This is a genomic window from Duganella levis, from assembly GCF_009857605.1.
GTDB lineage: Bacteria > Pseudomonadota > Gammaproteobacteria > Burkholderiales > Burkholderiaceae_D > Rugamonas > Rugamonas levis.
On record NZ_WWCT01000002.1, the window covers coordinates 416,831 to 431,140 of the forward strand.

The window sequence follows — 14,310 nt, forward strand, 5'->3', positions numbered from 1 at the left end:
GGCGGCGTTATCGATGTTGGTTACTCCGCTGGCGCTGGCCGATACCGGCTACTACCTGGTCTCCACCTACGATGTGGAAGGCCAGGCATCGATCGACTACAAATACTGGCACGCCCAATACAGCGGCCGCACCACGGCGTCGCCGGAAATCGGCGTCGGCTATGGCGTCACATCGCGCTGGTACACGGAAATTTACGAAGAATGGTTCACGCGCAATGGCAGCGGTACGCAGCGCACCGCCACCGCCTGGCAGAACGACTACATGCTGACGCAAGGGCAGTATGACTTCGACCTGGCGCTGCACACCAAGGTGGAGCGCTCGCATGATCGCGACAATGGCTATATGCTGGAATGGGGGCCGGTGCTGCAAACGGAAATCGGCCGCACCCAGTTCAACGCCAACCTGTTCTTCCAGCGCGATTACCGCACCGTCTCCGGCCCGAATCCAGCCGAACTGACTTACCAGCTACAGGTGAAGCACAACTGGAAACCATGGTTCCAGCCCGGCGTGCAGGCCTTCGGCGAGGTAGGGAAATGGAACGACTGGTCGCCATACAAGCAGCAGTCGCATCGCGCCGGGCCGATGGTCGGTGGGCACACCGATATCGGACGGCAGGAATTGAAATATGAATTCGCTTACCTGATCGGCAGGAATTCGGCGCGCGCAGCGAAAAGTTTTTCGATGCGCGCGCAGCTGATCTTTTAAAGATCGAAGGTGGCCGAGATGCGGAAGGTGCGCAAGGCGCCCGGCATCAGGTAGCCACCCAGTTCCGGCGTCACATCACGCCAGTAGAACTTGTCGAACACGTTGTCGATACCGGCGCGGAAGGTGGTGCCGATATTGCCGATGCGGGTGGCATACGATCCGGTCAGGTTGACCACGTGGTAGCTCGGCACGAACACCGAGTTGGCGGCGTCGAAAGCTTTCTTGCCCGAGTACTGCCAGTTGGCGCCGACCTTCAGGCCCTGCACCTGCGGCACGGCGTAATCCGCATACACCGACGATTTGAACGCGGCGACGTCGGTCACGCGCTTGCCGTCCAGCTCCGCCGAACCGGTGCCGCTTTGTTTCGTATTCAGCGCAGTGGCCGATACGCCGACCGTCAGGTCACGCGATGCGCGGCCGTTCAGCGCTACTTCCAGGCCGCGGTTCTGCGCTTCGCCGTTGCGCACGTAGTAGTTGGCGGCGTCGGTGTATTCCAGGCCTTTGCGGATCTGGAACAGCGCCACGCTGGCGCTCAGGTCCTGGCGGATGTCGGCCTTGATGCCCACTTCCACCTGTTTCGATTTGCTTGGCTCCAGCGCGCGGTGCTCGTTCTCGGTGCCCATCGGCGCGACGCCGCCATGCTCAAGGCCCTGCGCGTAGGAGACGTAAGTCGCCACGTTGGAACGCACGTTGTACACCAGCGCCACATTCGGCAGCCAGAAGCCGATGTCGGTATGCGCGTACGGCAGCACGGCGCCGTCATCGTCGACGCCGACGTATTCGTCACGCTTCAATTTCACATAGCGCGCGCCGGCATGCAGCTTGAGTTGTTCATTCAGGCTGACGATGTCCTGCGCGAACAGCGCGCGTTCGTTGTCGCGGCGGCGTTCCGAGACCGGGCCGCTGGTGCCCGGCGCCGGCGCCACCACTACCGGATGATAGATGTTGCTGACGCCGGACAGGTCGTACAGGTAGTCGCCCCATTTTTCGCTGTTCTTGAAGAACGATGCGCCGCCGGTGAAGTCATGCTTGATCGTGCCGGTGGCAAAGCGGCCTTGCAGCAAGGCTTGCGCCGTCAGCGGCGATTTCTTTTCGCCCAGGCTGATGTAGTTGTAGACGTCGTAATCGCCATTGCCGCAGAAACCCGGATACAGATCCTGCGCGCCGCAGCCGTAAGGGAAGGCGGTGTAGTCGTCGCGCTTGAAGTTGTGCTGGTTGGCGCTGATGGTGGCGTTCCAGTCCGGCGAGAACTTGTATTCGAAGCGCGCGCCGACGTTGCTGCTGGTGGTTTCCACCGGACGGCTCCACGGCTGGTCGTTCAGCAGCTGGTCGGCCGGCACGTTTGGCAGCGTCAGGTTGTTCAGCAGCTGGTAGCCCGGCGCGGTGACCTGCGATTTGCGCTGGTAGTCAGCGTCGATTTGCAGCAGCGCCTGCGGCGAGATGCGCCAGTCGAAGGCGGCCGAGACGAACTTGCGGTTGCCGTCCGCGCCCTTGATGTAGGAGCGCAGGCGTTCGGCGGCGGCGTTGATGCGGTAGCCGAAGTCGGTGTTGTCGAAGCGGCCGCCCAGGTCGACCGCGCCATACAGGTTGCCGCGTTCGCGTTCTTCCAGCACCACGGTGCGCAGCGGCGTGTCGGTCGGACGCTTGATGACGTAGTTGATGATGCCGCCCGGCGCGCTGACGCCGGCCTGCAGGCCGGACAGGCCTTTCAGCACTTCCAGCCGCTCCTTGTTCTCCAGCGGGATCTGGGTGTCGCCGGTGATGGCCATGCCGTCCTTGCGGTAGCTCGATTCGTTATCCAGATTGAAGCCGCGGATCGAGAACTGCTCGGCATAGCCGACGGCGTTGTAGGCGTCGCTCAGGCTGGCGTCGTAGCGGGCGGCGTCGGTGGTCGAGCGAATTTGGAGGTCCAGCATCTGCTGCGAGGTCAGCACGCTGACCGAGGCGGGCGTTTCCAGCAATGGCGCGTTGGCGAAGCCGGCAACGCTGGCGGTGGTGGCGCGCGTCTTGGCGGCGCTGACGACCACTTCCTGCATGGTCTGGTCGGGATCTTCCGCGCGCGCGGCGCTGGAAGTCATCTGTAAAACCGCCAAGGCGATGGCGGACACTGCGAAGTTTGGTGTGGACATATTTGCTCTCTACTTGTCTCGGCTGGGGGCCGGCGAAGAGAGCCATCAAAGGAGGGAGATCCGACTTTTGCGCTTTCCTTCGCTGGCATTATCCAGATCAGGTACGAAGGGTATCTCTCACCCGGAAACGATGTTCCAGGACCCCTAGCGAAGCCGCGAGTGTATCACAGTTCACAATTGACATCTCGTGCGCCACGTTTGGCGCGGCGTCGCTACACTGCGAACTTGCGCCGCTGGGCGGAGGTTGAAGGGGTTGGAATGAAGCAGTCGTATCAAGAGGGGAGCTGGTTTGCCGTGCCATTGCTGGACGGCGGCTATGGATGGGGGCTGGTGGCGCGACTGTCGCCGGGCAGTAAAATCATGCTGGCCTATCTGTTCGGCCCCAAGCTGCCGCGCTTCCCGTCGCTGGAAGAACTGAACACGCTGCGGCCGCAGGACGCCGTCAAGGTGCTGCGTTGCGGCGACATGGCGCTGGCCAGCGGCCACTGGCGCGTGCTGGGCGATATCGATATGTGGGACCCGGCGCAGTGGCCGGTGCCGCAGTTCCTGCGCCGTGCCGACACGCTCAAGCGCGCTTGGCGCGTGACCTATGCCGATCCGGATCCGAGCCGCTCGGAGCGCGAAGAGTCGGTACCGTACGAGACGGAAGGGTTGGACGCCGACTCGTTGTACGGTTACGGCTCGGCCGAGTTATTGCTGACCAAATTGCTGGAAGGGCCGGACCACCCGATTAATCAGCAAACTGCGCGCAGCTGACATTCCACGCCGCGTATTCGCCGCGGCTCTTGCGCACCGCGACCCGCACCTGCGTGTCGCGGTCGCTGTCGAACACCATGCCCACCATGGTTGGTGCGCCGTTGGACGGCGGCGCTGGCTCGATCGCGCTGAGGCGGAAAGTCAGCGAGCGTTGGCGCGCGCAGCCGGAATTCCCCGCGAACAGCAGCCGCGCCCGCGCCAGCAGTTCGCGGTGCTGCCAGATCAGCGCCTTGACGTCGTCCGGATGCACGGCCGGGGCCATGCGCGTGGTGTATTGCGCGGCGGTGCAGATGGTCTTCGGCGTGGCCAGCCAGACATACCATTCCGGCGCGGCTGCCGACGGTGTCCAGCGCTGGTCCTGCGGCGCCTTGGGATTGTAGATGTAGCTGGTGCGCACCTGCCGGCACAGGTCCGGCGTGAAGTGGCGCGGCGACGAATCGACGCGCGCGATCACCCGCCACGGCTCATTGCCGCGCCGCTGGATGTCGAATGCTGGTGCAAACAGCGACGAGCCGCCGCTGATCTTGGCCGGCACTTGCAGGCGATAGTATTCCTCGAACGAGCTGCGTTCCTCGGCAGTCGGCTCGCGCAGTTGCAAGGAAGGCGGCGCCTTTGGCTTGGCGGCCGGCGCGGCGGCGCAGGCGCTGGCGGCAAGCGCCAACGCGGCGGCAAACAGGACGCGCCGCATCACAGCGCCTTCATCACGATCTGGATCTGCAAGCCGCCGCCTTCGCGGTTGCGCACATTCAGCTCGGCGCCATGGCGGGTGATCACGCGGTCGACGATGGCCAGCCCCAGGCCGGCGCCGTTGGCCTGGCCGCGCGCCGCGTCGAGCCGGGTGAAGGGCTTGAGCAGCTGCTCGATCTGGTCGGGCGGCACGCCGACGCCGTGGTCCTGCACCTCGATCGTCACGCGTTTGGCCGCATGCATGCCCTTGACGCTGCACTTGATGTCGATCTCGGTGTAGTCGGCATCCGCCGTGCGGCCGTAGCGGCGGGCGTTTTCGATCAGGTTGTTGATCACGCGCTTGATATCGGTGGCGTTGCCCATCGCATGCGCATCGGGTGCGATATCGGTGTTGATGCGCACGTCCGGCAGGCGCGCTGCTTCGTGCGCGGTGTCGGTCAGCAGTTCGCTGATGTCGACGTTGACGAAGCTGGACGCCTCGGTAGGCTTGGCGTAGTCGAGGAACTGGCCGATGATGGCGTCCATCTGGCCGATGTCGGACTGCATGCCTTCGCGCGCGTCGGTCGACAGATTGGCCATCTCCAGCTCCAGCTGCATGCGCGCCAGCGGCGTGCGCAAATCGTGCGAGATGCCGGCCAGGATCACGGCGCGATCCGATTCCACCTGCTGCAAATCGGTGACCATCTGGTTGAAGCTGCGGTTGGCTTCCATGATTTCGGCCGGGCCGCGTTCCGGCAGCGGGGCAGGGCGCTTGCCCTGGGCGAAATCGCGGGTAGCCTGGGTCAGGCGGCGCAAGGGCAGGTTGATCAGGCTCGAAATGAAGGCGGCGCCCAGCAGCGACACCACCGATACCACGCTGGCCCAGCCCAGCCACTGGATGCCGGTCAGGCCGCGTATGCGTTCGCGCTCCAGCATCAGCCAGTACTGGTCGTCGTCGATCTTGAAGCTGACCCAGAAGCCGGACACGCCGTTCACCTTGGACGAGAAACGCGTGTCCTGTCCCAGCTTGGCGCGCACCAGCTGCTCGATGTCCGGCATCAGCGCGTTGTTGGCCGGCGGCGCCACCTGGTCGTCCTCCTCCAGCGTGAACACGCGAATGCCCTCGTTGGCCACCAGGTCGAACAGCAGCTCGCGCCGCAGTTCGGGCGCGGCGTGGGTCAGCGCGGCGTGAGTGATGGTGACCACGGAGATCACCTGGGCGGAAATCTGCTGCACCTGCGGCTCGTGCTGCACCACGCTGATCATGCCGACCCAGGCCGTCATGCTGGTGGTGGTGAGGGCGCCGAGCAGAAAGAAGGTGCGCCAGAATAAGCCGCTTTTCAGGCTGGCGAGGCGTAGCGGGAAGGGAAACTTCAGCAGCGACTTCATAGGCGTCCGCAGATTAGCGCGGCTGTCCCTCCGGGATGAACACATAGCCCAGGCCCCATACGGTCTGGATGTACAGCGGGCTGGAAGGATCCGGCTCGATCAGTTTGCGCAGGCGCGAGATCTGCACGTCCAGGCTGCGGTCGAACACTTCGTATTCGCGGCCGCGCGCCAGTTCCATCAGCTTTTCGCGCGACAGCGGCTGGCGCGCATGGCGGGCGAATACTTTTAGTACCGAAAATTCGCCGGTGGTTAGCGGCACGGTCTCGCCGTTTTTCTTCAGCGTGCGGGTGCCCAGGTCCAGCACGAACTGGCCGAACTCGAAGGTCTGCGGGGTTTCCGACGGTGCGCCAGGGATTTCGTCCGGGCCGCGGCGGCGCAGTACGGCGCCGATACGGGCCACCAGTTCGCGCGGATTGAAGGGCTTCGGCAGGTAGTCGTCGGCGCCCATTTCCAGGCCGACGATGCGGTCGACGTCTTCGCCTTTTGCGGTCAGCATGATGATCGGCGTCTGGTCGCCGGCGCCGCGCAGGCGGCGGCAGATCGACAGGCCGTCTTCGCCGGGCAGCATCAGGTCCAGCACCAGCAGGTCGTAGCGCTCGCGCAGCCATAGTTTGTTCATGGCGGTGGCGCTTTCCGCGGTAAAGACGTTGAAGCCTTGCTCGGTCAGATAGCGGCGCAGCAGATCACGCAGTCGGACGTCGTCGTCGACCACCATGATTTTGGCGGCATGGCCCTGGCCATGGGTCGCGTTGTTGCCGGATTCAGTCGTTGTTGTAGTCATTTGGCTGCCAGATTTGTCTTATTCATGTTGCTATGGTAACGTCATATTCGTCCTGCGAAAACACGCACGACAACCCATTACAAAGTGTTACAAACTTTACCCAATTCGCCTTACCCCCTCAGGCAAAGCATCATACACTGCGGGCATAGATTCAGCTTTCCAGGGGACGTCATGTTCATCGATCACAAAAGAAAATTCGCGGCAGCTAGCGCATCTTTTTGCGTTCGATTCACTACGGCTTCCGCATTGGTGTGCGGCCTGCTGGGCGCCAGCCTGGCGCATGCCGACGGCGATGGTCCCAATGGCCAGCAACGCCGCGACCAGCCTCCGCCACCATCGCAGCATCAGCAGAACGCGCCGCGCGGCGATCAGCCGCGTGCCAGTGATACGCGCCAGCTCGATCCACGCAGCTACGAAGCGCGCGCCGAAGAACAGCGTCGCGCCATGCAGGACGCCAGCCGCAACGCCGAGATGAGCCGCCGTGTCGGCCGCATGACGCCGGACGAGCGCCGCGACCTGCGTCGCCAGATCAACGAGGTTAGTCAGGACTTGTACGCGGTGCCGCCGCGTCGTTGATGACTTTATTAATTGCTAGTCAATTAATGATAATAAAACGTTAAATTTATTATTTGCGTATTATTGTTTTGTATCAATATACTCACACTTGATGCGCTAAGAGCCGCCTTTCTCCTATCTTTTCCATGGTCTGCGTGTAAGATCAATTAATCACACGCAACGCCTTCCGGCAGCCTGCGTGCCGTTTGGAGGAAGACCGTGGTTCAAGACGTTGCATCCGCAGCGCCAGCCGCCGGCTCGGAGCCAGAAGCTCCCGGTCCCGGCTTGCCTATTGGTTTAGTGAAGCGTGCGGACGGAATTTATATCGATGTGGGCATGAGCAAGCCGGCGCTGACGGCGGCGGTGACGCACGTGTTCCAGTCCGGCGGTTACTTCGCCGGTCTCGATTACGCCGCGCTGATGCAGGCGCTGTATGGCGTCGGCCCCGACCTCGGCGAAGTGCAGGCGCTGCGCCTGGCCGATGCCGTGCAGGTGTTTGACGGCGTCCGTCTGGCGCTGTACAAGAATCCCAAAATCAGCCTGTCCTATGCCGAGTACACCTTCCAGCCGCTATTCCTGGACGAGATCACACTGCCCGACGGCACCGTGATTCCGGAACGCCCGGCGTATCTGGATATCGATGAATTCATCGCCGATATGTGGAACAAGGGTATCCGCTTCGGCATCGACGTGGCGGCGGTGAAGGCTGCCATGGCCTCGCCCAAGGCCGACCGCATCACCTTCGCCACCGACCTGGAACCGGAAGACGGCAAGGACGCCTTCGTGGTGGAAGTCTCGTCCGACCTGCACCGCAGCGATGCGCCCAAGGCGCGTGCCGACGGCCGCATCGACCTGCAAAGCTTCCAGAACCGCTTCCCGCAGATTAAGGCCGAAGTACGGCTGCTGAAGAAGGAGCCGTCGGTGCCAGGACTGCCGGGCTTCGACCTGGCAGGCCGCAGGACCGAGCCGGCGCCGCCCAAGGATTTGACGCTGCGCTTTCTGGCCGGCGAGGGCACCGAGGCGAAAACCTTCGACGATGGCGAATACCTTGTCTCCACGCGCGAAGGTTTTTTAAGCGTGGACGCCAAGTCCAACCGCATTTCCATCACCGATAAAATCATCAGCCTGGAAGGCGTCAGCGGCCGCACCACCGGTAACCTGCAACTGGCTGGCGCCTATGAGGAATACGGCGACGTGCAGGAGCAGCGCGATGTCACCGGCTCCGACATCACGGTGCATGGCAACGTCTATGGCAATATCCATTCGCGCGGCGGCACGGTGGTGCTGGACAAGAACCTGGTCAGCGGCAGTGTGCATAACGTAGCTGGCAATATCAACATCGCCGGCGTGGCGTCCAATTCGGTGATCCATGCGGTGAATGGCGCGATCACCATCCAGCGCGCCGAGAACTGCGTGATCTCCGGCGTCAACGTCACGGTGGAAGAAGCCTCCAACTGCGAAATCATCGGCGACGTCGTGCTGATTTCGGTGGCCGAAGGCTGCGCTATCGCCGGCCGCAACGTCGAGGTGGAAAGCGCCGGTCCCCGTCGCCGCACCGAGATGATCATCTATGTGCTGGTGAAGGATGTGACGCAGTTCGACCAGGAGATCGCTGAGCTGGAGGCACGCGTGGCCGCTTTCGCCCAGGCCAACGCCGACAGCCAGCAGGAGATCGACCGCATCTCGGCGCTGCCGGACGTGCGCCGCTATCTGGCGCTGGCGGCCAAGCTGCGCACGCAGGAACTGGTGCTGACGCCGGAGCAGGGCCAGTTCCTGCGCAAGATCGCCACGGCGGTGGCGGAAGAGATCAAAGCCATCCAGAAGCACAAGCTGGATTGGCAGGTCGGCCAGACCCAGCACACGCTGCTGAGTGAGCGGCTGGCGCGGGTGATCGAGCAGAAGGTGGAGGCGGCCGGCATTGCCCGCTGCGGCCTGCACATGGCCAGCGGCGAGACGCTGGTGCGCACCATGCCGTTCGTTGCCGACACGGCGGCGCTGCGGCAGCTGCCGCCCAAGGATCTGAAGCAGCGCCTGCGCGGCACGCCGACCGGCGGCCAGTTGCTGTTTGCCGACAGTGCCGGCTCACTGGACTGGCATCTGAATCCGCGCCTGCGGCCCACGCCTTAATGCGGCTGGCGCAAGCCCGGCGTAACATGCTAATCTTGGGCTAACATCAAAAAGTGAAGGGGACGCGCCATGGCGCGCCGGCCCGACGTACATCTTCCTGGGGATTAGACTGTGTCAGACGACGCTACGGCGCTGGAACCAACTGCGGAAGGCGATCTCCCGACAGCGATCGTCAAGCGCGCCGACGGCATCTTCTTCAAGGGCGATGCGTCGGCCGTGGCTTGCGCCCTGGCGGCCAGCCAGGTCTTCATGGGCAGCGCCTATTTCGCCGGGCTGGATTACGCGGTGTTCAGCAAGATGCTGTACAACGTTGGCCCGGACCTGCCGGAAACCCTGCGCGACCAGCCGCTGCTGCGCTTTGCCGACGCCATCGAACCATTCCACGCGCCGCGCCGCGCCTTGTACAAGACCGTCAAGGTCATCAACGGCGAGGCCGAATACTACTTCGAGCCGGTGTTCTTCGACGTCCCTGATATGCCACCGCAACCGGCGCGCCTGAACTTCGACGAATTCGTCGCCGATATGTGGGTCAAGGGCATCCGCTTCGGCATCGACGCGCCGGCGGTGCGCGACGTGATTGCCACCGGGAGGCTGGCGCGCATCATCGTCGCGCGGCGCCTGAACGCGGTGCCGGGCAAGGATGCTGCCATCGTTGAAGTCTCGCAGGATATCCACCGCAGCAATGCGCCCAAGGACATGGGCGACGGCCGGTTGGACCTGCAATCGTTCCAGAACCGCTTCCCGCAGGTGAAGCCGAACGTCAAGCTGCTGCGCAAGATGCCGCTCGCGGCGGGCGTGCGCGGGTATGAGTTGTCAGGACTGGTGCTGGAGCCGCCGCTGCCTAAGGATATCGAACTGGCCAGCGTGGCCGGCGACGGCACGGTGATTGAGAACCTGCGCGGCGGCGAATTCCTGGTGTCGGCGGTCGAAGGTTTTTTGAGCGTGGACCCGGCCAGCAAGCGGCTGTCGATCGGGCCCAAGATCATCAGCCGCGAAGGCGTGAGCGCGCGCACCACCGGCAATCTGCAGCTGACCGGCGAGTATGAGGAATTCGGCGACGTCCAGGAACAGCGCCTGGTCGACGGCGGCAACATCACCATCCACGGCGACGTGTTCGGGAATATCGTCTCGCGCGGCGGCGATGTGCTGCTGAGTAAAAACCTGATGGGCGGCACCGTCACCAATGCCGATGGCGCGATCCGCGTGCGCGGCGTGGCCTCCGGCGCGGTGCTGCAAACCAGGCGCGGCGAGGTGGCCCTGACGCGCGCCGAGAGCTGCATCATCTCCGGCAGCCGGGTGGTGATCGGCGAGGCCAGTAACTGCGAGATCATGGCCGATGAAGTGGTCATCAAGGTGGCGGAAGGCTGCGCCATCGCCGCCCGCAAGATCGAGATCGTGCACGCCGGTCCGCGCAAGCAGAACGAGATGCTGCTGTACGCGCTGGTGCCGGACACCACGAAGTTCGACAAGAAGATCGCCGAGTTGCAGCCCAAGGTGCAGCACGCGGCGCGCGAAGCGGATGCACGCAAGGCCGAAATGGATACCATCACCGGCCAGACCGAAGTGCGCAACTACCTGACGCTGGCCACGCGCGTGCGCAAGCGCGAGGTGGTGCTGACGCCGGAGCAGCTGCCGCTGTTCCAGAAGATGGCGGAGGCGGTCGGCCCGTCGCTGCGCCAGGTGGCGAAGATTTCGCTGGCGATCAAGGCGGCGCAGGTGCAGCAGGAACAGGCGCAGGGCGAGGTCGATCAGGTGCAGCGCCAGAAGGCCGCGCTGATACGCGGCTCGCGCTGCACGGTGGAGCTGATCACCGGCGACGTGCTGCTGCGGACCATGAGCTTTGTGCCGGGCGAACCGCCGCCATACGACCGGCCGGCCAAGGAACTGAAAGCCAAGGTGCGCACCGCCACGCCGGGCATGACGGTGCTGCACTCAGGCCCGGTGGGGGCGATCAATTGGGCGCCGTACGTGGAGTGAAGCCGACCACGGCGCCGTCGGGTGGATACTCGGCGCTGCGGCGCTGGCCGTTCAGCTGGAAGGCGTCGATCACGTAAGGCAGGCCTTCACCGCTCATGAAGTCGGCGCTGTTGGATACCTGAAAATGCAGGTGCGGCACGCGCGCGTCGCCTGAGATGCCAACCTGCGCCACCGGCTGGCCGCGTCGCACCCGGTCGCCGGCTCTGACCTTGACGCTGCCGGGCCGCAGGTGCGCGTACTGCGCATACTGGCCGTCACCCAAGTCGATCACGATGAAATTGCCGGCCAGTTTATCCATCGTCATTGGCACTGCCGGCGTGAAGCCGGCGCTGGTGCGTGGCACGTTGTCCGGCGCGTCGTTGCGGGCGGCGATCACCATGCCGTCGGCCACCGCCAGCACTTCCGCGCCGTAGGCCAGGTGCGCGTGGGCGTCGCGCGGATCGCCCTTGTAGGGTTGGCCGTCCTGATACTTCTTCCAGTCGATGGCGTAGCGGCGCGTGTTGTAGGCCAGGCCGCCGGCGACGAATACGCCGGTGCGGTGATGCGACTCCAGGCTGGGGCCATTGTCGGCGCTCCAACCGGGGCCGCTCAACGGTGGACCCAGCGTTTTCAATTGTGTGGTGTGGGTGCCGATCAGTGGGCCATCGGCATAGCCGTCGCCAAGCAGCACGCGGTTGCGCAGCCCCTGCGGCACGGCGGCGCCGTCAAACGCCAGGCAGAGAAAGACCACGGCCGTGCCGCCGCTGCCATATTGCTGCATGCGGCTCTTGAGTTGCGCCTCGCTGACGCTGGCCAGCAGCTTGCCCTGGTCGCTGATGACTTCCACGCCCTTGACCGGCAGCGGCTGGTCCGCATACGTGTGCAGGTGCAGTTCATATAGCAGCAGGTTGCGGCCTTCAATGGGGAAAGCCGTCGGCGGTTGCGGTGTGCGGATCTCCAGCTGGACCGGCGGGAAGGCGGGTTGGCGGATCTGTGCGGCCGGCGGTGCTGCGGGGATGTCGTCGCAGCCCTGGGGCATGGCGGCGTGTGCCGAGGCGATGGTGCAGCACAGTACAGCAAGGGTTTTGATCGACATGGCCTGGCCGGTGGACTAAAGCAGGCATCTTAGAATCCGGCCGGGTACCGAGACTGCCAATTTGCGATGAATTTATGCCAGCACCAGTGCGGCCAGCAGCTCGCGCGCGTAGCCGGGCAGCGCGGCTTCGTCGCGCACGCAGACCAGCAGTTTGCGGTCAGCCCAGGCGTCGCTCAGCTTGACGATGCGCAGTTCGTCCGGGCTGCGGCGGGCGGCGGTTTCGGGCAGCAGCGCCAGGCCGGCGCCGCTGGCGGCCATGCGGGCCATCGCTTCAAAGCTGCGCAGGCGGATCTTGCAGTGCAGCCGGCGGCCCAGCCGCGCCGCTTGTTCGGCCACTTGCTGCTGAAAGGCGCTGTCGCCGGCCAGTCCGATAAAGTCGTGGTCCAGCGCATCGGCAAACGCCAGGTGGCGCCTGTGGCCGAGCGTGTGCGCCAGCGGATGGCTGCGCGCCATCGCCAGCACCAGCGGGTCGTCGCGGAAGGGGAAGGTTTGCAGCGCGGCGTGGTCCACTGCATCCGAGATGATGCCGATGTCCGCCACGCCGTCGGCCAGCGCCTGCACGATGTCACGGCTCAGGCGCTCTTCCAGGTTGATGCTCAGTTGTGGATGCGTTTTCAGGAACGCCGCCAGCGCGTCCGGCAGGAACTCGGTCATGGCGGAGGTATTGCACAGCAGCCGCACCTGGCCTTTCAAGCCGGTAGCGAATTGCGCCAGGTCGGCGTGCATGTCCTCCACCTGGCGGGTAATGGCACGCGCATGCTGTAGCAGCGTGCGTCCGGCCTCGGTGGGTTCGGCGCCGCGCCGGCCGCGTTGCAGCAGTGGCACATTCAGCGCTTCCTCCATGCCGCGTACGCGGGCGCTGGCCGAGGGCAGCGCCATATGCGCCAACTGCGCGCCAGCCGTAATGCTGCCGCTGTCGGCGATATGGATGAACAGCTTAAGATCGGTCAGGTCGAAGCGCATAGCCTATGGATAATCCGAAGTCTGCCTCAGTATATGCCAGATTTTCAACCATGGCGCGGGAGGGCACAATGGCGCTCATGGATACCTTATTTATTACCGTTGTTTTCATCGTGGCAGGCCTGGTCAAGGGCGTTACCGGCATGGGCTTGCCGACCGTGGCGATCGCGCTGCTGTCGTTGCGCATGCCGCCGCTGTCCGCCGCCGCGCTGCTGATTGTGCCTTCGTCTGTGACGAATGTATGGCAACTGGCGGCCGGCCCGTCCGTCTATCCGCTGTGGCAGCGCTTCAAATGGGTGATGCTGGCCATCTGCGTTGGCGTGGCGGCTGCCGGCTGGCTGGGCGCAGCGTCCTGGAGCGGGGCGGTGCTCGGGTTGGCGCTGGTGGGCTATGGCTTACTGGGGCTGAGCGGCTGGCGCGCGCAGGTGGCGGAGCGCCATCAGCGCTGGGCTGGTCCGCTGGCCGGCGCGGCGACGGGGCTGATGGCGGGCGTTACCGGCGTCTTTGTCATGCCGGTAGCGCCGTATCTGCAGGCGCTCAATCTGAACAAGGACGATCTGGTGCAGGCGCTGGGCATGGCTTTCACCATTGGCACACTGGCGCTGGCGGTGATGTTGACGCTGAATGGCACCTGGCATGCAACGGCGGCTGGCGCTTCGGTGCTGACCTTGATTCCTGCCGTCGCCGGCATGCAGCTGGGGCAATGGCTGCGCGACCGCATGCCGCCGGCCGTATTCCGGCGCTGTTTCTTTATCGCTTTGCTGGCACTGGGTGCGCACCAGCTGATCCGACTCTAAAAATTGACTTTGCCGCGCATCTGTTTGCGTTCGCCGTCCTTGGCCTTGCCTTCGAGGCGGCGGCGTTGCGATCCCATGGTGGGCTTGGTGGCACGGCGGACGGCGGGCAGCACGGCCACGCTGTCGACCATCTCCTGCAGGCGGCGCAACGCGTCCTGCTTGTTGGCGCCCAGGCTGCGCGACTGCTGCGCCTTCATCACGACCACGCCTTCGCGCGTGAGGCGACTGTCGCGCAGGGCCAGCATGCGTTGCTTGATATGGTCGGGCAGCGACGACGCGGCGATGTCGAAGCGTACATGCACGGCGTTCGACACCTTGTTCACATTCTGCCCGCCCGGCCCCTGAGCGCGGATGGCGGTGAATTCCACTTCATCGGGATTAATCTGGTTCAT

The 14,310-nt window shown here is 64.3% G+C and carries 13 protein-coding genes and 1 riboswitch; of the genes, 6 read left to right on the top strand and 7 right to left on the bottom strand.

Features of this window, described 5'->3' with window-relative positions; genetic code table 11:
- Positions 1-13 precede the first annotated feature (13 nt).
- On the top strand, positions 14-706 hold the full coding sequence (locus tag GTP69_RS04860; protein ID WP_229260811.1) for a hypothetical protein: 693 nt from the start codon (positions 14-16) through the stop codon (positions 704-706).
- Here GTP69_RS04860 and GTP69_RS04865 read toward each other — a convergent pair.
- Positions 703-2,835 carry a TonB-dependent siderophore receptor gene (locus GTP69_RS04865; protein WP_161053807.1) on the bottom strand — a complete coding sequence of 711 codons (2,133 nt, stop codon included), beginning with the start codon at positions 2,833-2,835 and terminating at the stop codon, positions 703-705. The genes GTP69_RS04860 and GTP69_RS04865 overlap by 4 nt on opposite strands.
- 57 nt (positions 2,836-2,892) lie before the next feature.
- Positions 2,893-2,991, bottom strand: a riboswitch (TPP riboswitch).
- Positions 2,992-3,093: 102 nt separating this feature from the next.
- On the opposite strand from GTP69_RS04865, the gene GTP69_RS04870 reads away from it, so the two are divergent.
- Positions 3,094-3,591 carry an Imm26 family immunity protein gene (locus tag GTP69_RS04870; protein ID WP_161053808.1) on the top strand — a complete coding sequence of 166 codons (498 nt, stop codon included), beginning with the start codon at positions 3,094-3,096 and terminating at the stop codon, positions 3,589-3,591.
- Here the strand turns inward: GTP69_RS04870 and GTP69_RS04875 are convergent.
- Genes GTP69_RS04875 through ompR form a run of 3 tightly spaced genes read right to left on the bottom strand, consistent with a single transcriptional unit; the run spans position 3,566 to position 6,427 of the window.
- A complete protein-coding gene (locus tag GTP69_RS04875; RefSeq protein ID WP_161053809.1) occupies positions 3,566-4,279 on the bottom strand; it encodes a hypothetical protein in 714 nt (237 codons plus the stop codon). The genes GTP69_RS04870 and GTP69_RS04875 overlap by 26 nt on opposite strands.
- A complete protein-coding gene (locus GTP69_RS04880; protein ID WP_161053810.1) occupies positions 4,279-5,646 on the bottom strand; it encodes an ATP-binding protein in 1,368 nt (455 codons plus the stop codon). Before GTP69_RS04880 ends, GTP69_RS04875 begins: the two co-directional genes overlap by 1 nt.
- Before the next feature lie 13 nt (positions 5,647-5,659).
- Positions 5,660-6,427 (bottom strand): osmolarity response regulator transcription factor OmpR, encoded by a 768-nt coding sequence (ompR, locus tag GTP69_RS04885; RefSeq protein ID WP_161053811.1) that lies wholly within the window; start codon positions 6,425-6,427, stop codon positions 5,660-5,662.
- Positions 6,428-6,676: 249 nt separating this feature from the next.
- Here ompR and GTP69_RS04890 point away from each other — a divergent pair, with 249 nt between their 5' ends.
- From GTP69_RS04890 to GTP69_RS04900, 3 genes are all read left to right on the top strand, one after another.
- Entirely contained in the window at positions 6,677-7,003 is a 327-nt protein-coding gene (locus tag GTP69_RS04890) for a hypothetical protein (RefSeq protein ID WP_371867803.1), read from the top strand.
- A 315-nt stretch (positions 7,004-7,318) separates the two neighbouring features.
- Complete coding sequence (locus tag GTP69_RS04895; protein WP_161053813.1) at positions 7,319-9,109, top strand: flagellar assembly protein A; 1,791 nt, start codon at positions 7,319-7,321, stop codon at positions 9,107-9,109.
- A 111-nt stretch (positions 9,110-9,220) separates the two neighbouring features.
- Positions 9,221-11,086: a flagellar assembly protein A gene (locus GTP69_RS04900; RefSeq protein ID WP_371867804.1), complete on the top strand. Its 1,866-nt coding sequence runs from the start codon at positions 9,221-9,223 to the stop codon at positions 11,084-11,086.
- Here the strand turns inward: GTP69_RS04900 and GTP69_RS04905 are convergent.
- Positions 11,061-12,161 carry a M23 family metallopeptidase gene (locus tag GTP69_RS04905; protein WP_161053814.1) on the bottom strand — a complete coding sequence of 367 codons (1,101 nt, stop codon included), beginning with the start codon at positions 12,159-12,161 and terminating at the stop codon, positions 11,061-11,063. The genes GTP69_RS04900 and GTP69_RS04905 overlap by 26 nt on opposite strands.
- Positions 12,162-12,233: 72 nt before the next feature.
- Positions 12,234-13,124 (bottom strand): LysR family transcriptional regulator, encoded by an 891-nt coding sequence (locus GTP69_RS04910; protein WP_161053815.1) that lies wholly within the window; start codon positions 13,122-13,124, stop codon positions 12,234-12,236.
- Between the two features lie 77 nt (positions 13,125-13,201).
- Here GTP69_RS04910 and GTP69_RS04915 point away from each other — a divergent pair, with 77 nt between their 5' ends.
- Positions 13,202-13,918, top strand: a complete 717-nt coding sequence (locus GTP69_RS04915) for a sulfite exporter TauE/SafE family protein (protein WP_308494409.1) — start codon at positions 13,202-13,204, stop codon at positions 13,916-13,918.
- Here the strand turns inward: GTP69_RS04915 and arfB are convergent.
- Positions 13,915-14,310, bottom strand: coding sequence for an alternative ribosome rescue aminoacyl-tRNA hydrolase ArfB (gene arfB / locus GTP69_RS04920; protein WP_161053817.1), 396 nt, complete (start codon positions 14,308-14,310; stop codon positions 13,915-13,917). The two genes, GTP69_RS04915 and arfB, sit on opposite strands and share 4 nt — an antisense overlap.